The sequence below is a fragment of the Gemmatimonadota bacterium genome (assembly GCA_026706845.1).
In the GTDB taxonomy this organism is placed as follows: domain Bacteria; phylum Latescibacterota; class UBA2968; order UBA2968; family UBA2968; genus VXRD01.
In genome coordinates, this window is sequence record JAPOXY010000082.1 from 50,157 (window position 1) to 70,851 (window position 20,695).

Sequence of the window (20,695 nt, forward strand, 5' to 3'; positions counted from 1 at the left end):
AAACAGGCCCCCAAGATTACAACAACAAATCGGCCAGTGTCCCGGCAAAATACACCACACTAACTACACCATTCATTGTCAAAGACGCCATACCCGCCTTTGACAAATCCCGATGTCTCACCAGATAGTGCTCATAAACCAGCAAGCCGCCCACGCACACCACGCCAGCCACATAAATCATCCCCAGATCAAACACCTGCCCCACGCACACCATCAAACCAAAAGCAATCACATGAAATATTCGCGCAATCCACAATGCGGGACCAACCCCAAATTTCTGCGGAATCGAATACACACCAAACCGTTGATCAAACTCGGCATCCTGACAGGCGTAAATCACGTCAAACCCCGCGACCCACATCAACACCGCGCCACCGAGCAGTAAAATCTTTGCATCCAATTGTCCCGTCACAGCGATCCACGCTCCCACAGGCGCAAGAGACAATGCCAAACCGAGAAAAAGCTGCGTAGTCCACGTAAAACGCTTCGTATAAGAATAAAAAAACACAATGCCCAATGCCACGGGCGACAGCATCAAACACAGTGAATTTAAATTATAAGCCGCAAAAACGAGCAGCGCAGAAAAAACGCACACAAACACCTTCACAGCACCTGCAGAAATAACTCCCCGCGGCAACTCGCGATTGGCCGTGCGCAGATTGGCCGCATCCATCTTCCGATCCACGAGCCGATTAAAACCCATGGCAGCACTTCTCGCGCCCACCATCGCCACCACAATCCAGAACACCTGTTCGGACGAAATCCCGTATCCAGCCGCCGCCAACGCCGCGCCTGAAAGCGCGAATGGCAAGGCAAAAATACTGTGGCCGAATTTAATCATCCGACCATAAGTGACAATACCCTCAATCATCACAGTCTTACCTTTGCCGGATAAACTTTTGCAACCGGCCATCTGTCTGCACTTCTCCCACGTACAAATCGCCGTGTGAATCCAGCCAGATACCGTGCGGACACTTTTTGAACTCACCCGGAATATCGCTTTCAACCCCGCGCCCCCACTCGGACAATTTCTCGCCATCAACCGTCCAGATACTCACCCGCTGGTCCAATTCCGCGATATAAACCACGCCATCTTCGTCATCAATATAAACCGTATCGGGATGGTGCAAACCCGTCCACTCGCCCTGAAAATTGCCCTCAGTATCAAAAAACTGAATGCGATTATTGCTCCGATCCGCCACCCACAAACGGTCATCCTTATCGACCCGCACAGAATGCACCAGATCAAATTGCCCCGGACCAGTACCCGGTTCGCCCCAGGACTTGATCAACTCGCCATCGGGAGTAAACTTGTGCATTCTCGCATTGCCATACCCATCGGACACGTACATAAACCCTTCGGAGTCAAATGCCACATCGGTCGGCAACCGAAACGGCTCGCCCTCAGCGCCTTCCTGGTCGGGTGTCCCCACCGTCATCAACAACTCGCCATCGCAACTAAACTTCCGCAAACAATGCGTATTGCGCTCCACACAATAGACGTGATCTTCCGCATCAATATAAATGCCATGCGCATCTTTCAACACATCTTCGCCCCACGAAGACAAAAAATTTCCCTCGCGATCAAATACCACCATCGGGTGCTCGCTGCGACTGTACACATAAACGCGATCCTGCGAATCAACAGCCACCGCCGGTACCCATCCAAACGACCAGCCTTCGGGTAGCGTCCACCAATTTTCCTGCACCGTATAGACATAGTCCCCTTGTCCAAATGTCATCACATCCTCCTTGTCAGGTAAGAGAGGCATCCCTGCCTCGACATTGAAGTTTCACACATGCGTACGTCAATCACACGCCATTGCAATATACACTACAATTTGAGCGCAAAAAGAAAAAAAGCTCTGGAAACCCAGAGCTTTTTTCGAGTAATCATCGCATATCAGGCTGTTCTTCCGAAAACACTGGTAAAGAAAATAAAATCGCCGAAATTGACCTGGCCATCCCCATTCAAATCAAAACGCGCATCGGGACTCTCAGAACTAAACGCGGCAACAAACAGGAGAAAATCGCCAAAATCGATCTTTCCACTGCCATCAAAATCCGCTTGAGCAGCTATCTCCTTCAAAGGAAGAAACACAGCAGGCTGAGAACGCACCGCCATACCGCGCGGCCTATCCTCAAAATTCAGCGTTCTCAGAATCTGAAACGACTCTGCATCAAAAATAACCAGCTCATTCGAATTCTGATTCGCCACATACACCTGCGATCCGTCGCGCGACACAAACAAAGAGCGCGTCTCTTCACCTTCGGGCAAAACCTTTACAGTATTCACAACGCGATTTTGCGCCACATCGACGACGACTAATTGGGCATTCGTGCGATCAGTTCCGTATAACCGCGAACCATCCGGCGATAAAGCGAGGCGAAATATCCCGGCATCCATCCGAATCGTTGTCACCACAGACTCCGACTCGGTATCAATCACCGCAATACCGCCACTGCCAACGTCACCAAAGTCCCCCCCCGACACATACAACCGCTTCCCATCCGCAGATATAACCAGTGAGCGGGGTTCCTCAATCACATCAATGCGACCAATAGTCGCCCTGCGTGCGGTATCGACAACCAGTACCTGATTGCCATTGATATCTGTAACATAAAGCCGCTTCCCATCCGGGTGAATCGCCACACCATAAGGACCGCGTTCTCCGCTAATCGGCACCCGAATGCGAGAACGCACAGTCAAACTCGCCACATCTATAACCGAAATACTCTTAGATTCTGAATTGGTGACATAGAGCAACTGCCCATTCGCGCTCAAAGCGAGATCCAAAGGCGCAGTATCAACTTTAATATTCGCCGCCACCTGATGCGTGGCAGTCTCGATAACTGTGACCCGATTCTCAGATGTACCGACAGATCCCCCCGTATTGGCGACAAACAAATAGCGCTGATCCGGTGTCATCAAAACGCTCAAAGGCACCACGCCAGTGGGAATGCGCGCCACCTCTTCGCCCGTACCCATATCGATAACAGCCACCACATCGACATCTCGCAATGCAACAAAAAGTATGGGCGATCCAGACAATGATATCACATCGAATTGCAGCATGGGCAAATCAGATGCTGGCGAAGGCGTCTCATTGCCATCGCCATCGCGCGCAATCACCCGATACTCAATCCTCGATCCCACACTTTGCCCGTCGAGTTCCGCGGCAAAAATATCGTTCCCCGTAGGGATCATTGGCAGCACCTGCTCGCCCCCGCCATTGATCCGATAACGCAATTCAACAGTAGCCACCCCTGTATTATCGGTCACCCTTGCCGAAAAGCGATAGGGACCATTGGGATCGGGCGTATTTGCTGGAAAAATAGTCTCCCGAATAAAAGGTGCGCCCGGTGCAGAAGGTCCAATCGCAAAATCGATATTTTCTATCACGCGGTCGATTTCGACGCGTATGATCTGGGCATTATCCCGCACAAACGCATTGTTGTAATACTCTCTATCAAGTCTTGCTTCATATAACGTCTGAAAAATACCACCAAAATTATCAGCAGAAATTGCAGGATGGTGGCGCTCAATCGCAACGTGATAATCGCCCGGAGGCAAACCGAGAATTTCATAACGCCCATCGCCATTGGGTCCCTTCTGTTCACCGGCCGCCCCCGACAGAGCGCTCGCGACAAACATAAGGGAATCTGTTCCCGCCTGATAGACCACCACATGCACGCCAAATGCGGGACCATCGGCACTCAAGACCTGCCCACGCACACCGCCGGTCAGCCCTTCTACCGGATATATCGCCGTTATACCTGCACGGTCATCGGCTTCCAGAGAACGCTCTGCACGCGGTGCCTGGGACGAAGCAAAGGGAAACATTGTCGCGCGCAGTTCGGGGGCACCCACCCAGGGGCTATGATCCAGCCCCAACAAATGACCGATTTCATGCGTCATTATAGCGTGAAGATCAAACAGATCCTCAGGCGTATTATTCTCCTCAATCGAAAACTGATGATCCCGCCCATTAAAAACAATATCCACATCCGTAATCAAACCATCGTCGTTATTGATGATCCGGGCAAATGCAACGACCCCCGTACCCTCGGGTGCGCCAATAACCTCTCCCGTCGCATCGTAAAAAATCACATTGCGATTATCATTACCCGACACTTCAAGCTGTGCTGTACCTTCATATTCAAAGGTAATAAATGCCGACGGCACCGCGCTCCAGTCGTTAAACCCCTGCTGTGCAATCCGCACCACCTCGGTCTCGGGAAAGGGAAAACTCCCGGTATTGACCACAAAGGGAATACCAGCACCGGCCCGAGAAGGCGACCAGCGATTTGTCACAATACGCCCACGCGAATTTGTCTCTGTAAGAATCACATACCCCTCTGCACCAACCCACAGAGCGAGCAGAAGGCCAAAAACGCAAATTTTTTTCACAATATTAATCCTCATGTTTGAGTACTGGTTCTGATCGCCTTGCATCCACCATCCACACCTCGGCTTTGCCGTCTCGATCAAAATCCGCTTCTGCATACGCCTTGAAATCATCCTCTAAAACGGTCACCCGATAGCGAAAACGTCCGGGTACATTATTGAGTTGTAAAATACCACCATTATTTTCTTCATCAATAGGCAAATAAGTGCCATATTCTGCGCGATATGCGTGTTGTAGAGCCGCAATGCGTTGCAACATAATGCGGGCGCGTTCTCGCTCTGCGTCTTCAGGCGTGCGATATGTAAACTGATAAAACAACACCACGCATATCAATACCAGAAGACCAATCACAACACCCACTTGAGGCAACCGATCTCGATATTTCCAAAATAACATCACGGACTCTTTTCATCAGGTGGCAACATCCACCAGATCCTGGATTCCAACTTTCCGACCTCCATCTCCCATCGCGTCCGCACCTCCACAGTATCGGCACGCGCGATCAAAGGCTCCGCAGGCACAAACGGAAGGACCTGGCCAGACATCCACTGACCATTGCCATCGCGATCTAAAAAACCGGAAATGCGATACGTCCCCGGAAGCAAATTCGTCAAACTAAACGTCGTATCCCGCAAAACCTGTTCCCGAAAAAAATCATGCGTCACCCCCTCCATCCATATCACCACATCAGAAGAAGACGTCGTCCCGGAAACGCGCCCCAGAGCCGCGGTGTCCATCACAGAAAAAACAAACGAAATCGGTTCAGAAAGAACATTGCCGCCAATATCCAAGAACCTCTCGTGCTTTCCAATAAGCCGAATCGTCTCGCCATTCGTCCAGAGACTATCCGGTACAAACACGAGATGATTGGGCGCAACCCATTCAAAATCCCCTTGCGGAACAACCGTCGAATCAGATGCTATCCAGAAGTCAGACACGGCATCTACGCGCATCGCATCGGAAAACAACATGCGAATCACAGTCGTTGGCAAAACATTCTCGGCATTCTCCGCCGGTACGCGTGCCAGCACCTCTGGCGCGCGTCGATCTCGCGTACCATCGCCTCGCACCGTTACATCTGTGGTATCGCGATTCCCCCACCGATCTGCGACATCAACCCGCACCCTGTATTCCGCACCCTGCGTTTGCAGTTCAGTAATCAACCCCACCCCACTCGAGTCAGCGGGATCTTGATATATCTCCAACACCGACAGGTCGGTTATTTCAACGCCTGAAACGCGCACTGGTTCATCAAAACGCATCAAAACATGCTGTTGATCGGGAGTGCGTGCGGCAACGAGCGCAGGTGCTGATGTATCGCGCACCGCGAGTTTGAGATCGCCCAGGCGAACGCGTCCCTCATCGGAAAGCACCACATCGCCGGGCGGAAGTGCCAACAAGTCGCCAGATGAATACGCGCGATCATTATTCTGATCGCCAAAAGCAAATATCCGATAATTCCCAGAACCCAAACGCGGCAATACAAAATGACCCGTTTCATCGGGCTGCGTCACATAAGTGGGACGGTCTTTTCCAGGATCGGGTGCCACCACCACAGACAGATCATAAGCCCAAACAAAAACCTGTCCCCTCTCCTCCTTAGACTTCAACACCCGCCCATTGAGTTCCCCGCGATTTAAGCGCTCCCCCGTCGCAAATCCAAAACTATAAGAAGACCGCATGCGGTTGCGCCACTCATCCGCGCTCTCCTGCCCCACCGTAACCAGATACGTCCGATCGGCTTGCAAGCCATCGGACAATCGAACTTCCAGCACATCCCCACGCCACTTGAAATCGAATTCCTCAGCCCCCTGTGGCGAAATAAATAATGCCCGCTCGACCGACCTGCGATCCATCGCCTCAGAAAAGCGAATGCGAATCGGCGTATCCAACCCGACTCGCACAGAATCATCTGCGGGCACTGTGTCGATCACCCTCGGCGGCGTTTTATCGAGCGGGCCCCCTGGCGGAGGCATCTGCCGCGCACAGGCTATTAGAAAACAAAAAAAAAGATAAAACGTGACACGCGAAATGCGAGCAGTTGTTTGGCGAAAATTTTGGTGATAATGCCACATTATTTCTTCACGCCCGTGGATGCGCTTGTCGATAGGCTCTTTTTAACCGCTCAACACTCACATGCGTATAAACCTGCGTAGTAGAAAGACTCGCATGACCGAGCAATTCTCTCACCGCATTGAGATCTGCGCCTGCATCCAGCAGATGGGTTGCATAAGCGTGGCGCAATGCATGGGGGGACAAAGTCCGCCCGGTCGCTTTGCCGAGATACCGGGCAACGCGACCTTGAATACCACTCGGACTCAGCGGACGCCCAGAGCGCGCCAAAAACAAATGACGTCTATCCGTCGTCTGCTCAGAAACCAGTTCCTCTCGCCGCATCAAATAAGCCACCAGTGCGACCCGGGCCGGTTCCCCAAAAGGAACCAGGCGCTCTTTGTTGCCCTTGCCTATAACCCGCACCAGTTTATCTGCCAGATCCACAGCCTCAATTTTAAGCCCCGCAAGCTCGCGCAATCGAATTCCCGCGCTATAAAACAACTCCAAAATCGCCCGATCGCGCAATCCCAACACCGTATTGGGCGACGGCAGGGACATCGCGCGGGCAACCTCGTCAACATCCAGATAAACGGGCAATATCTTATCCTGCCTGGGCGGACGCACATCGAGTGCTGGATTCCGATCCAAATCCCCCACATTGCACAAATAACTCAAAAACGTTCGCACCGCCGCCAGCTTTCGGGCAACAGACCGCCGACCAAATCCCCTATTGAGCAAAAATCCCAAAAAATCCCGCACTGCGTTCCGATCAATCTGTTCCACGCGATCCACCTGACGCCCATGCAAAAAAGCGGCGAACTGCTCCAGATCCGTGTTATATGCCGCACACGTATGATCGGACAATCGCCGCTGCCGCGATAGATGGTTGAGAAATTGTGTAATGGATGTTTTCATGGCAATGTGAATTAAGTAGAGTTAAAAGCTCTCCACCCTTCTTGGACGCCCTTGCTTAAAACAAGAGCGTTATAAGTGCCAACAGTCATTACTGACATTGTTCTGCTGCCGTCATCGCGGCATGATGTTGAGCCGCAATCCAGAAGGTTTTGAGCCGCTGACTGCTTGTTTTCTAACTGCTGATCACTAACCGCTGCACATCAAACTGCATCTGGAGATTCAGCCAGAATAAAGGATCAACGCCGAACCAGTGCCCGAAGCGCAAAGCAGTATCGCTATCCACAGAACACTTGCCCGCGATAATCTGGCCAATGCGATATGGCGGCACATCAATCTGGCGTGCAAATGTCACTGGATATACCCCAAATTCCACCAATTCGTCTCGCAGAATCTCTCCGGGATGAACAACGCGCTTCAACATGGCTCAGATCCTCGCGTTTTTAGTGATAATCTACAACCTCGACATCGGTTGGTCTGGGACTATCGGATCAGGTAAAGCATAGTTAGGGGATCATCTATTCTCATTCTTATTTTTTAATGGACCGCCGACCATCCATGGCACTTCAGAACAGGCACCCAATCAGGTGACAGATTCATGTCAATCAGAAGCTTCACACTCATGGAGTGACCAGTGCAACTTCCCGTTCTTCGACCCGCCAGGCTGCATAGGCCAGAGCTTGATCGATATCTTCACGCTCGAGATAAGGATAGGCTTTCAGAATTTCCTCGTGTGATCGACCAACTGCCAAGAGCCCCACAACAGTTCCAACCGTCACCCGCATTCCCCGAATACATGCCTTACCGCCCATGACCGCGGGATCGAAAGTAATTCTCGCGAATTTTTCCACGCGCTATCTCCTTCTATATCCGTAAGGACAGTAACTTTCATTGTTGACAAAACCATAACATCATAATATGCCCGATTTTCGCACGGCTTGAATTTCGCGGTTTATCTCTTCCAAATCCATCTTATCAAGACCTTTTTCAACCGATTGCTTTTGAAGTTCATCAACGGCTTGAATCGCACGCACACGACGGAAAGCCGCCAGGGTTTCTTCCCAATCGGCATCGGAAACAGATGACAAAATGGCGATAGGTTTTCCCTGAGCCGTAATCACCATTTCTCGCTCATCAGCCAACTGCTCCCAAATTTCGGATGGTCGCAGATCTCTTATTTGAATAAAACGCATTGTGGAATCTCCTACTGCCTTTCAAAACCTTCTGGATTGCGGCTTAAACCATGCCGCAATGACGGGCGAGGCCTGCCTCGCCCCTACGGTTGTTCATCCTTCTTGTATCTTGAGACGGGCAACCACAAGGGATTGCCCCTACATCTCACTTCCTACTTCTTCTTCTCGACCTTCTCCTATTCGTCGCCGGATTTTCCGCAATAATTTTTTTGCAAGCCGCCTGTGTCAAAGACGACGCCTCCACGCCCTTTGGAATGCGGTAATTATTACCATTGTGTTTGATATAAGGACCGTAGCGCCCGGCGAGAACCTGAATCCCGTCAAAATCGTGAATCACCTGTTGCGACTGCCTGCCGCCCGCTCCGCCCTGCATAAATTTTTCGAGCGTCTCGCGGTCTAATGTCGCCGCATCCGTCCCTCTGGGAATCCTGTAATTCTTGCCATCTTTGCGAATATAAGGACCATACCGCCCATTGAGCACCTGGAAATCGCCAAAATCGCGAATCACATTTTTGGCTTTGCGATCTTCCTCGGCAGCCGCGATCTCCAACGCGCGATCCAGCGTCACCCCAAACAGATCCTCTCCCTCTGGCAGGGAGAAAAAGTTGCGACCTATTCGCACATAGGGACCATACCGGCCAGTATTGACCTGCACCTCATCACCCGCATCATTTTGCCCGAGTTTGCGGGGCAATTCAAAACACTTGAGAGCATCGGCCAATTCAATATCAAAAATACTCTGATTGGGAGGCAAAGATGCAAACAGAGGCTTTTCCTCTTCACCTGCACCACCAACTTGAACATAGGGACCGTAATTGCCAAAACTCACACTCACCTCGCGCCCCGTATTGGGATCTTTGCCCAACTTGCGCCCAATTTTACCAACTGACTTCTTGTCTTCCACCCGCTTATTAAACGGCGGATAAAAAGCCTCCAACATCGCCTTCCACGAATTTTTCCCCTGTGCAATCTCGTCAAAATCGTCTTCGAGATGCGATGTAAAACGCAAATCGACAATATCGGGAAAATGCGCCATCAAAAAATCGTTCACCACCTCGCCGATATCTGTGGGTTTGAGCTTCTTATCTCGCGTGCGTTCCACATACTCCCGGCTCTGAATCGTCGAAATCGTCGGTGAATAAGTCGAGGGACGCCCAATACCCTCGCCCTCGAGCTTCTTCACCAGCGAAGCCTCTGTATAACGCGCGGGCGGCCTGGTAAACAACTGCTCCAAATGCAACTTCTCCAAATTGAGCACCTGTCCCTTTATAACCCTGGGCAAAATCACATCTTTATCACTGATATTGGCCTCTGGATCATCTGACCCCTCGGCATAAACCCTCAAAAATCCAGGGAATAAAACGCGCTGCCCCTTTGCCTCAAAAATCAATTCACCCGCTTCACCTGCCCGAATGCGAATCGTCGTATATGCAATACGCGCATCGGCCATCTGCGTCGCCAACGTGCGCTTCCAGATCAAATCGTAAAGCCGAAATTGTCGGGGATCGAGATGGGTCCTGACGCTATTGGGTTTAATCGACAAATCCGCCGGACGAATTGCCTCGTGCGCTTCTTGCGCCCCCCTGGTTCTATTGGCAAATCGGCGGGGCTTTTCCACGGTGTAATCCCGGCCAAACTCCTGAGCAATCACCTCCCGCGCCTGATTCACCGCCTGCTCGGCCAAACTCACCGAATCGGTACGCATATACGTAATCAAACCGCCGGTATATCCGGGAATTTCAAAATTGCCCTCGTAAAGCTGTTGTGCAACCCGCATCGTCTGCGACACGGAAAAACTTAGTTTGCGAGACGCCTCTTGTTGCAGCGTCGATGTCGTAAACGGAGGCACGGGCCGCCGCACACCCTCGCGCTCGACCACCTCTGCCACGACAAATTGCCCCTTCAGCGCGCTCGCTTCAATAGCTCTGGCCTCGGCTTCATTTTTCACAGACGCTTTTTTCCCATTCTGCCGCGTCAATTCAGCCTGAAATTTGGGATCCTTAAAATCGGATTTAATTCTCCAATATTCCTCTGGCTTAAACGCCCGAATTTCCCGCTCCCGATCAACGATAATCCGCACCGCCACACTCTGCACGCGTCCGGCTGACAATCCCCCCTTTACCTTTCGCCACAACAAAGGCGACAACTCATATCCCACAGCGCGGTCCAAAATGCGACGCGCCTGTTGTGCATCCACCAAATTTTGATCCAGTTCGCGCGGATTTTCAAGCGCGTGCAAAACCGCAGACCGGGTAATCTCGTGAAACACAATCCGCTTAATGGGCTGATTCTTAAGCCCCAGCGCGAAAATCAGATGCCACGAAATAGATTCTCCTTCGCGGTCTTCATCCGTCGCCAAATATACAGTCGTATCTTTTTTAATATCCTTCTTCAGTGCCTGAATCACACTGCGCTTGTCTTGTGACACCACGTATTTGGGATCAAAACTTTCCACATCAAAGCCCAATTCGCGTGCGGGAAGATCGCGCACATGCCCCATAGAAGCAGCGACTTTGTAGTCCTTGCCCACAAATCGAGAAATTGTGCGTGCCTTAGCAGGTGATTCGACAATAATCAAATTTTTTGCCATCAAAACATCCTTTATCATTCAGGGTAGGGGCGACGCTCCTGTATTCGCCCATTACAATCCAGAAAAAAATACGCGCACCAATTACAAAAGTCAAGGTCGCGTCCCGCGGCTCGTACGCGCAGACTGTGCAATGAGCATCTCTGCGCCCATCGCCATCAAAGCTGCCAACAACACCCATCGCCAGAGCTCCTGACCGTGCCTCTGAGAAAGGACAGCCTCCTTCAAATCGGCCTCGCCATCTACAACGCGCAAGCGACCTTTACCAAAAAGTGCCTCGAGTCGCGCCATCGGAACCGGAGTCAAATCGGGTTCGCGCTCATCAACCTGAACGGCAAAGCGATCAGAGACGCGCTCGCGCGCAAAAATCTCCCACAACCCCGGCACATCCACTGCGCCAACCGGCCACACCGATTGCAAGCCGCGTTGTTGAGGCCAAATTGTTCTGGGTTCTCCACCTGGCGCCTGCAAAACAGCTTCAGAAACATTTTCCCGTCGGATATCTCTGTACACGACCTGACCGACGCGATAGTCAGATCGACCAAATGCCCCGGCCGCCAGATATCCACTCAGGCGATGCACAAATGGAACAAAAAAGCCGGAAAGCGGCGCGTCATTCCATCCCAAGTTCGCGCTCACCGAAGACGCAAACAGCACGATGCGCCCATTGCCTTTGCGAGACTCGAGAAGCGCGGGTGTCCCCGAAGCAAAGGACAACACAGGACGTGCATTTGCCGCGGGCAAAACCCGATAAGAAACAAAAAAACGCGGGCTTTGAAACGCCCCTTTGAGTTCCAGGCCCGATAGCATGGGATGATCGGGCAAAACCGTCTGCAAAGCCTGATAAGCACCCGACAACGCGCCCCGCGTACCGAGCAATTTGGCCGGAAAAAGCGCGGGTAACACCTGCGCATTATAATATCGGACATCTATTTGATCCCCCAGGAAAATAGCCAGACCAACCCCGCGTGATATCCGATTTTGCAAAGCGGCAATCGCACCTGTAGAAAGCCGCGCAACATTGCACAAAAAAACCACATCGATATCTTCCAACACCTGATCTGATACGCGTTCGGGTGTAACATGCACCACCTCGCTTGAAACAACGGATAATGCCTCTGCGAGATAATAAGACTCGTGGGATGCCTGACCCACCAGCAAAATGCGAACGCGCTCTGGAATGCGCAACACTGTCACGCGTTTGTTGTCTGCCTCGAGAGCATCTGCCCCTATTTCCACGCGCAGGGCAACATCCCCCCCTGTTTTGGGCACAAGCGACGTATGCAATTTGCGACGCCCGCCCGCAGGAACAGGGGCAATATCCTGGCCAATGCGCCGGCCATCCAAAAATATCTGCACAGGCACATCGCCTCGATTTGCCACGCCATAATTGATCAATTCGATTGCCAGCGTAATTGAACGCCCGACCTCTGGAGAAGTAGTATTGATCTGCCCAATACCGATATTGGCAACTTGCGAAGGCCGCTCGGAGATGATGCACACCGATACATCGTCCAAATTGGACAGTGTATCGGGCAAATTCGTCCACCCATTATATGCGCGATCCGTTACAAAATACAACTCGCGATTGGGCATCTGTGACCCGGACAAATGCGACAAAGCCAATTGCAATCCCGCCTCAAAATCTGTACTGCCAAATCCGGGTTGCAGCGTATCCATAAACAACCGCAACCGCTCTGGCGAAGTCACATCGACCTCCTCGACACCCTTGTCTATCAGTGCCAAACGCACATCGTCGCGCTCATCAAACAGGGCCAACAGAGCCTGCACCTTGCGAAGCGCGCGCTCAAACAACGTACCTTCTGCTGTGCGGTATTGCATACTCAACGAACGATCGAGCAAAATAACCGCCGATGTCCCCGCATCGCCCACCTGCCCGCTGCCCCCACTCAAAGTCGGACGCGCGAAAGCCAGCACAAGCAAAACAATGAGCAGGGTTCGCAAAATGAGCAACGCGAGATGCTTGAATTTTAGCCGTCGCATGCGGTCGTGCTGGAGTTTTTGCAAAAGCGCCACATTTGAAAACGACACAGTTACTGCACGGCGCCGATTCAGCAAATGAATCACAAGCGGCAAAAATGCCGCCCACAAACCGTGCAACAACATTGGATTTGTAAATGAAAGACCGAACATGAGAAAAGCTCAAACAAAAAAACCTGCTTCACAGCAAAGCAGGCAACGGGTTAAATCTTATGACATTTATTAGTTTTTCTTATCTTCTGCCTCAATAATCGCCAGAGCCTCCTCGCGATTTCTAATGCCAATCAAACGCTGTCTAAAATCCTCCCCTTTGAGCACTCTTGATATCCGCGCTAAAGCTTTAATATGCGGTCCCGAGACATCCAGAGGCGAGACCAGAAGAAAAAAAATGTAGGTCTTTTTGCCATCTAAAGCATTAAAATTAATACCTTCCGACTTGATGCCCAGCACACCGCCCAGTGTCGTGGCATATTCCGACTTCCCATGGGGAATGGCAATACCGTGCCCAATACCCGTACTCATAATATCTTCGCGCTCTAAAACCGCCTGGAGCACCTTATCGCGGTCAGTAATTTTATCGCCTACCTCGAGTTCATTAACAAGCTCTTCGAGAATTTCCCGCTTGTTTTGCCCCTTAAGCCCGATAATGATCGATTTGCCCGACAGAATCTCCATCAACGTCATAAATGCCCTTTCATTCGAGTGAGAGCATAGACATCCCTGCCTGCGCGCCTATCCGCACACATCGCGTTTAGACGGAAAATAAAACGCCCCTTCAACTAAGTCAAGAAAATTAGATATATTTATACCTGTGCAACCTCATAAGTCGCAAAAGTCATTGAGAAATTCGACAAAAGTGTTTAACGTTTAAACGAAACCGAAAATCCAAACAGGCGTGTAAAAACTGCCACGACACTATAAAGGATTATCCATGCACAAATTTCTCTACTCGACCATTTATCTACTCCTCATCAGTTTTGCAAGCACGGGATTCGCGCAAAACCGCGACCTCCGCGACGTCATCAACCAGTTGAAAGCAGATCTGGCTACCGCGTCTGATTCATCGGCGAACTACGCGCGCATGGGCCTGCTCTATTTGCGCCTTGAAGAAGCCGACAGTGCCGAAGCAGCCTTTCAAAATGCACTCGCCTTGCGTCCCGATCTCGCAATTGCCCACACGGGCCTGGGCCGCGTGTACCAAAACCTGCGCAACAAACCCGACCGCGCGCTGTCGCACTACGAAAAAGCGGTCGCCATCGACACCACAGACGCCGATGCCCACGACCGCCTCATCAAAACCCTGCTCGCGCTTGAAGATACGGGAAGCCGCGCGCGAAAAGCAGCCTCCCAAACCATTGCGCGATTTCCCGACCTGTCTTCTTCCTATCTCCTGCTCGCCCGCGCACATCGCGAAGAAGGAAGCGCGCATCAAGTCGCGCTTTACTACTACAAAAAATACCTCGAGCGCAACCCCGAAGACCACGAAACCGCATACCAATTTGCCTACGCGCTATACGAAGCCAAAGAATACCGCGACCTCGAAGACATCACATCGCGCATGCGAGACCCCCGCGCACTGCCATTACTCGCCCAGGCCCTCATACAAAGACGCGACCACGAAGGCGCACTGGCGACATTTCAACGCTATATTGAGACCCTGCCGAAAGAAGAACAGCCCCTCTATGACAATATCTCTTATATCGGCTCAAAAGCCGAAGCGCGCGCTTACCGACTCGCGTCTGCCTCAGACGACAAAACGCAACGCGAGCGTTTTCTCACACGCTTCTGGTTGCAAAAAGATCCCTTTAAAACCTCGGGAGGCGCACTGCGCAGAGCCGAACACTACCGCAGAGTATGGCATGCGCGAACCCATTTTGGCAGAAAGTGGCCGTGGGATCGCCGGGGAGAAATCTATATTCGATATGGAGAACCCGACTACATCTCCACCTCTCGAAAACTCAATGCCATCGTACCACTCGATGTACAGCGCCTTCAAGAACAAAAAGCGTATGCGATCTACGGCGATGCGGGCATTGAGGCAAACTTCGTCGGTCCCGTCTATCCGATTCGCACCATGGAAGAAGGGGGCCTGGGTCGCGTGGGCAATATGGGCTTTACCGACTACCGCCCCGTCACAACGACCAGCGGCTGGACCTCTGTGCCCTGGGAAGTGTGGATATACAAAAACCTCGGACAGGGCGCAGAATTTACATTTACCGATGAATTTCTGGGCGGAAACTTCGACTTTGCCCCCGTCCCATCGCTGACCGAAGAAGACCTCGCCAATATCGAAGCCTCTGGGCGACCGTACATGAGCGTTTATCAGCGCCTCAACGAATTTAACCCCGCCACCCTCGCCCAGTCGCTCGCGGCAATAGAACCCGAATTGTACAGCCTAGAAGCGCTCGACCCCCTCGACTTTTACTTCGACGCCCTCACCTTTCGGGGACCGGAGAACAAAACCGAATTGCAGGTTATATTTGGCCTGCCTTTAGACAATGTGGCCCTGCTCACAGATCCGGACACCACTGTAATCGTCGAGCGACGCACCGCGCTTATCTACCCCCGCGCCCTCAATTATCAAAACACCAAAAGCGCATTGGCCATCGACATCACAGACGACCATCGCGGCCTCGGTTTACAAGCCCTCAGCAGCGTGCGCCACATCGCCGAACCCGGCGTATATGAACTGGCCGTCGAAGCATCGCGTCAAAACACCAACCGCATTGGCGCCTATCGCCAGGGCGAACTTCGCTTGCCCGCCTATCACGACAAAAGCCATCTGATGATCAGCGACATCCAGGTCGCCTCTCGCATCATTGAAGCGGACCGCGCACCCGACACATCCTTTGTGCGCGGCAACCTCTACATTCAGCCACAGCCCTCGGCAACCTTTGTCCCCGGCATGTCCATGTACGTTTACTTTGAAATTTACAATCTCAAACGCGACGAATTTGGACAGACGCGCTACACCATCTCCTACGAAGTACAAAAACGCCAGGAAACCGGTTTCGCACTCGTCTCTCTCCTCGCCAAATTGGGCAAAAAAAATACCGAGGCCGTTGGCCTCAGCTTTGATCAAGTCGGTACAACTCCCGACGAAAACACCTATCTCGAAATGCCCCTCACCAACCTCGCGCCCGGACGCTACACCCTCAAACTCAGCATCACAGACAAAAACGCCGACCAGACCATCAAAAAAGACGCTGTCTTTTTTCTTACGGGCACCCGATAATTCTCACCCCGTTCTAATCACATACGTCTCTGCTACCCGATCGTGGATCCCCTGACCATCGGGATGGCGCCGCGCCATGTGAATCAACACCACCCAGACCACCGTACCGATCACCATTGCGGTCGAAGAAACCGCAGCCGATTGTCCATCAACTTCAACGGTATCCATCACTTCTCCATCCGCGGGATTCTGGTACAACTCCTCTGGCGTCAACAGAGCCATCACAATAAACAGCACAAAAACCGGTGCCCACTTCACCACTGCACGCTGAAACGTCTGCCCATAATTCAACCCACCACCCTGTGCATCAATCACGCGCAATCCCAACAACATCTTCCCCGGCGTCTGGCCCATAACCCCCACAAATATCGCGGAATACACCACAATAAAAATAAAATCCACCATCCAAACGCCCGCAGGCGACAGCAGCATATTGCGCAGAACCACCGTCAGCACCAGGTGCAAAATCAAAAAATCCAGCACCGTTGCCAACAGACGCCGTCCTACTCCAGCGATTTCACTTTGCATCAACATATCTTCACCTTATTATTATGAATGTAACTAAAAACTCAGGAGATAACATGGACCATATCTTTGACGCACAGGGCATACGACGTGCCGTTCTCGTTGGGGTGGCGCAACGCGGTATCTCCACACGCAGCGCCAGAGAATCTCTCGAAGAACTCGCCCACCTGGCCAGTACTGCCACCTTTGAGGTAATTGATCGCACATTACAAAATCGCGACAAACCCGATCCAGCCACCTATATCGGTTCGGGCAAAATCGACGAACTTCGAGAAATGGCCCAAAAGAGAAATATCGACGCGGTCATCTTTGACAATGACCTTTCGCCCTCGCAAATGCGCAACCTCGAAACCGACATTGGGGTGCGCATCCTCGACCGCAGCCTGCTCATTCTCGATATTTTTGCTTTACACGCACGCACACGCACCGCACAAATTCAAGTGCAAATGGCCCACCTGCGTTATTTGCGCCCCCGCATTCGCCAGTTTAATCCCCACGCAGAACGTCGCGCAGGCCTCGGATCGGGTGAAACACACACCGAAACCACCCGCAGGTGGATCGAACAGCGCGGAAAGTCCCTCTACGACAGCCTCAAACGCGTGAGACGTCAAATGGACACAAGCCGCAAAGGGCGCGGCCATAGTTTTAACGTTGTGCTCGTTGGCTATACCAACGCGGGAAAATCCACGCTTATGCGCGGGCTTTCGGGTGAAAATGTCCTGGTCGAAAATCAGCTTTTTGCCACTTTGACCAACACCACGCGCAGCGTCGATGTCCAAAGCCATCGCCCCATCTTGCTCACCGACACCGTCGGCTTTATCAACCGCTTACCGCACCACCTCTTTGCCTGCTTTCGCGCCACATTACAAGAAGCCGTACAGGCAGACCTGCTCCTTCACGTTGTCGATGCCAGCCATTCGCAATACAAAATGCAAATGATCACAGTCAGCGAAGTCCTCACAAAACTCAAAATCGATGACAAACCCGTCCTGACTGTCTATAACAAAATGGACCTCGCGGATTCTGAACGACAAAAAGAAATTGCAAAACGCTGCGCAAAAAATCCCAATACGCTTGCAATTTCTGCGCTCGACGTCGCCAATCTCGACGCGGTCAAAAATCGGATATGTGATTTCTTGGCTGCCGATGCAGTCACCCTAAAACTCCATGTGCCACAAAGTGAAGGCAAACTCCTCTCACAACTTTACACCCACAGCGAAATACTGACCCTGGATTATGAGGGCAACGACGTACACCTGCGCATTCGCCTCAATTCCAATCATGCCGAGCGCCTGCAACTGGACCGCTTCCTGTCTGCAAACCACACACAAGCAGATGCACTCGCTTAATCACTTCTCGCAATCAACGCTCTCGTCGTTGCAACGACAAGCCGCCTGGGCAATAAGCGCACAGTAAAAGCCAGTATCTTACTCATCAACCCGTGAATAGCCACGCGCTTTCCCTTTTGCATAGCCCTGTACCCATATTTCGCCACATCGGCCCCCGTGGGCAATCCGCGCATATCAAACAAACGCGAACCCGTTGCACCTGCAGCGCGTTGAAAACCCGTCTCCGTCGCCCCTGGACACAGCGCAGTCACGCTCACACCCGTACCCTTTAACTCATTGGCAATCGCATCTGAAAACGACAACACATACGCCTTAGTTGCAAAATACACAGCCATCCTCGGACCGGGTTGAAACGCCGCAGTCGAAGCCACATTCAAAATTCTTCCCCGACCTCTATCAATCAAACCAGGCAAAAACAACTTGGTCAAATGCGTCAAAGCGACAATATTCACCTGCAACATATCCGCTTCGGCCAACCAATCTGTCTCCGCATAAAAACCATAAACCCCAAACCCGGCATTATTCACCAGATAATCCACATCCCATCCCAATTCCACGACCCTATCATAAACCTTCTTCTCCTCGCCCGGCACCGACAAATCGGCCACAATCACCTCGGCTCTCACACCATACTTCTCCCGTACCTCTCCTGCCAGGTCGTGCAACTTATCCTCGGACCGCGCCGACAAAATCACATCAACTCCATCAGCCGCAAACACCTGCGCCAATTCCAAACCAATACCACTCGACGCGCCCGTAATCAGTGCTATTGCCATAAAACCCGTCTCCTTTTACCTCAATATGCAAAAAAAATCGCGCAATTGCGAACCTAATTATCTGCTTTACAGGTCCATCAATTATAACTATTCTTGTTTCCCATCCCACAATCACCGAGGCAACCATGAAACTATTGCAATTCGCACAACCCGAGCGAGGATCTCGCCTGGGGCTTGTCAAAGGCGACGATGTCTTTGACCTCACGGCCTGTGCCCCCCACCCGGCCTCGCTTCACGACCTCTACTACCGCCATGGGGGCAACAAAAACAGTATTGCATCCACAGTAGAGTCAATCAATATCCGCAATGCGCCGCGCCTCTCACTCCGCGCCCTCCTCGACAACACGGGCGACCCCGATCAACCCCACCTCATCAGCCCGGTAACCGCACCGGCAGATGCACCGCACAAACTGCGTATCTGGCTGGCGGGAGTCACCCACGAAGACAGCGCGAAATTGCGCGAAATCGAAGCCAAACAGGCCACCGGTGATGCCGTCAACGTCTATGATCAAAAATACCGGGAATGTGCACAGGGTGGCACGCCCGAACTCTTTTCCAAAAACGACACCGCTGCCCTCGTCGGACACGGCGGCTCTATATCCCATCCGCACAACACCCAGCGCCTCGTACCCGAAACAGAACTCGTAACCATCTATGGCCTCAATGCCACAGGTCAAATTGAGCGATTGGGCTACACCGGCGGCAACGACTACACCGACAACGGCATCGAAGCCGAAAACCCACTCAACTTACCCCAGGCCAAAAACTGGTCCCACGGCTGTGCCAGCCTCGGTCCCCTGATGGTCACCAACTCAGCCTATGACGACAGCAGCGTAGCCGTCTCTTGCGAAGTGATACGCAACAACACGCGCATTGCCTACAAAGAAGGGCATACCGGACAAAACCATCTCAACATGCCCGACGGCCTCTTTCATCTCGAACGATCGCTCTTTTCCCGCTTACCCCTTGAACCCAATACCCTGCAAATCCTCTACTGGGGCACACCCATTGTCTTTTCCGACGACGACCTCGAAAGCGGCTTGTGTGAAGGCGACCGCGTGTGCATGACCTTTGAAGGCATTGGACCGCTCGAAAATCCCATCGCCGCTTTTCCGCAAACAAATCAACTGCAATGGCTGGACAATCACAGATGAAAAGGAGGCACCATGAACCGCACGCTACTCATCGCGCTCATTCTCACAATCAGTTCCCTCATCTCTCTGATCGTCACCGCATCTTTCGCCCAAATTCCCGACACCTACACCAATTTAAAAGTCCTGCCCAAAGACATCAAAAAAGCGCAACTCATGCAATACATGAAAGATTTTAGCAAAGCCCTGGGCGTGCGCTGTCACGCTTGCCACAAAGGGGAAGAAGGCCAATCCCTATCCACTTACGACTTTGCCTCAGACGAAAACCCCCGCAAAGACATCGCGCGCCTCATGATCACCATGACGCAGAAAATCAATAGCGAAATCCTCAAAGACTTCAAAGAAGGACAATTCACCCAGATCACCTGCCAGACCTGTCATCGCGGACAACAAGTACCGGACGCCTGACATCTCCTCTCCCCTCGAAAGATGTGAGACATCCTGTTTTTTCGCCATACTTTACCAACCAGTCAACTAATCATATTATTTTACTAATTAACAA

18 protein-coding genes are annotated in these 20,695 nt (G+C 51.9%); 4 read left to right on the top strand and 14 right to left on the bottom strand.

Translation table 11 applies throughout. The features are described from left to right. Nucleotides 1-16: 16 nt before the first annotated feature. The 12 genes from ubiA to OXG87_08175 form a co-directional block, all read right to left on the bottom strand. Complete coding sequence (gene ubiA, locus OXG87_08120; GenBank protein ID MCY3869511.1) at nt 17-913, bottom strand: putative 4-hydroxybenzoate polyprenyltransferase; 897 nt, start codon at nt 911-913, stop codon at nt 17-19. Next, nucleotides 879-1,742, bottom strand: coding sequence for a peptidyl-alpha-hydroxyglycine alpha-amidating lyase family protein (locus OXG87_08125; GenBank protein ID MCY3869512.1), 864 nt, complete (start codon nt 1,740-1,742; stop codon nt 879-881). The genes ubiA and OXG87_08125 overlap by 35 nt, the downstream gene beginning before the upstream one ends. Before the next feature lie 161 nt (nt 1,743-1,903). After that, a complete protein-coding gene (locus OXG87_08130; GenBank protein ID MCY3869513.1) occupies nt 1,904-4,411 on the bottom strand; it encodes a beta-propeller fold lactonase family protein in 2,508 nt (835 codons plus the stop codon). Between the two features lie 4 nt (nt 4,412-4,415). Beyond that, on the bottom strand, nt 4,416-4,805 hold the full coding sequence (locus tag OXG87_08135; protein MCY3869514.1) for a hypothetical protein: 390 nt from the start codon (nt 4,803-4,805) through the stop codon (nt 4,416-4,418). Continuing rightward, a complete protein-coding gene (locus tag OXG87_08140; GenBank protein MCY3869515.1) occupies nt 4,805-6,385 on the bottom strand; it encodes an Ig-like domain-containing protein in 1,581 nt (526 codons plus the stop codon). The genes OXG87_08135 and OXG87_08140 overlap by 1 nt, the downstream gene beginning before the upstream one ends. 106 nt (nt 6,386-6,491) lie before the next feature. Next, nucleotides 6,492-7,379 (bottom strand): tyrosine recombinase XerC, encoded by an 888-nt coding sequence (locus OXG87_08145; protein MCY3869516.1) that lies wholly within the window; start codon nt 7,377-7,379, stop codon nt 6,492-6,494. Nucleotides 7,380-7,551: 172 nt separating this feature from the next. After that, nucleotides 7,552-7,800, bottom strand: coding sequence for a HigA family addiction module antitoxin (locus OXG87_08150; protein MCY3869517.1), 249 nt, complete (start codon nt 7,798-7,800; stop codon nt 7,552-7,554). 196 nt (nt 7,801-7,996) lie between these two features. Next, complete coding sequence (locus OXG87_08155; protein MCY3869518.1) at nt 7,997-8,227, bottom strand: DUF433 domain-containing protein; 231 nt, start codon at nt 8,225-8,227, stop codon at nt 7,997-7,999. A gap of 60 nt (nt 8,228-8,287) precedes the next feature. Continuing rightward, on the bottom strand, nt 8,288-8,569 hold the full coding sequence (locus tag OXG87_08160; protein ID MCY3869519.1) for a type II toxin-antitoxin system Phd/YefM family antitoxin: 282 nt from the start codon (nt 8,567-8,569) through the stop codon (nt 8,288-8,290). A 145-nt stretch (nt 8,570-8,714) separates the two neighbouring features. Next, the gene (gene topA / locus OXG87_08165; protein ID MCY3869520.1) at nt 8,715-11,159 is read right to left on the bottom strand and encodes a type I DNA topoisomerase; all 2,445 of its coding nucleotides are present in this window, start codon (nt 11,157-11,159) and stop codon (nt 8,715-8,717) included. A 90-nt stretch (nt 11,160-11,249) separates the two neighbouring features. After that, entirely contained in the window at nt 11,250-13,310 is a 2,061-nt protein-coding gene (locus OXG87_08170; protein MCY3869521.1) for a BatA domain-containing protein, read from the bottom strand. A 69-nt stretch (nt 13,311-13,379) separates the two neighbouring features. After that, a complete protein-coding gene (locus OXG87_08175; protein MCY3869522.1) occupies nt 13,380-13,841 on the bottom strand; it encodes a PTS sugar transporter subunit IIA in 462 nt (153 codons plus the stop codon). A 247-nt stretch (nt 13,842-14,088) separates the two neighbouring features. Here OXG87_08175 and OXG87_08180 point away from each other — a divergent pair, with 247 nt between their 5' ends. Beyond that, nucleotides 14,089-16,392 (top strand): tetratricopeptide repeat protein, encoded by a 2,304-nt coding sequence (locus OXG87_08180; GenBank protein ID MCY3869523.1) that lies wholly within the window; start codon nt 14,089-14,091, stop codon nt 16,390-16,392. 3 nt (nt 16,393-16,395) lie between these two features. Here the strand turns inward: OXG87_08180 and OXG87_08185 are convergent, their stop codons facing one another. Next, entirely contained in the window at nt 16,396-16,926 is a 531-nt protein-coding gene (locus tag OXG87_08185) for an RDD family protein (GenBank protein MCY3869524.1), read from the bottom strand. Nucleotides 16,927-16,973: 47 nt separating this feature from the next. Here OXG87_08185 and hflX point away from each other — a divergent pair, with 47 nt between their 5' ends. Beyond that, nucleotides 16,974-18,266: a GTPase HflX gene (gene hflX / locus OXG87_08190; protein MCY3869525.1), complete on the top strand. Its 1,293-nt coding sequence runs from the start codon at nt 16,974-16,976 to the stop codon at nt 18,264-18,266. On the opposite strand, the gene OXG87_08195 is transcribed toward hflX, so the two are convergent. Continuing rightward, a complete protein-coding gene (locus tag OXG87_08195; GenBank protein ID MCY3869526.1) occupies nt 18,263-19,042 on the bottom strand; it encodes an SDR family oxidoreductase in 780 nt (259 codons plus the stop codon). The two genes, hflX and OXG87_08195, sit on opposite strands and share 4 nt — an antisense overlap. 125 nt (nt 19,043-19,167) lie before the next feature. On the opposite strand from OXG87_08195, the gene OXG87_08200 reads away from it, so the two are divergent. Together OXG87_08200 and OXG87_08205 are read left to right on the top strand one after the other, a co-directional pair. Beyond that, nucleotides 19,168-20,196, top strand: coding sequence for a fumarylacetoacetate hydrolase family protein (locus OXG87_08200; GenBank protein MCY3869527.1), 1,029 nt, complete (start codon nt 19,168-19,170; stop codon nt 20,194-20,196). A gap of 12 nt (nt 20,197-20,208) precedes the next feature. Then, nucleotides 20,209-20,601: a c-type cytochrome gene (locus tag OXG87_08205; GenBank protein MCY3869528.1), complete on the top strand. Its 393-nt coding sequence runs from the start codon at nt 20,209-20,211 to the stop codon at nt 20,599-20,601. Nucleotides 20,602-20,695: the final 94 nt, after the last annotated feature.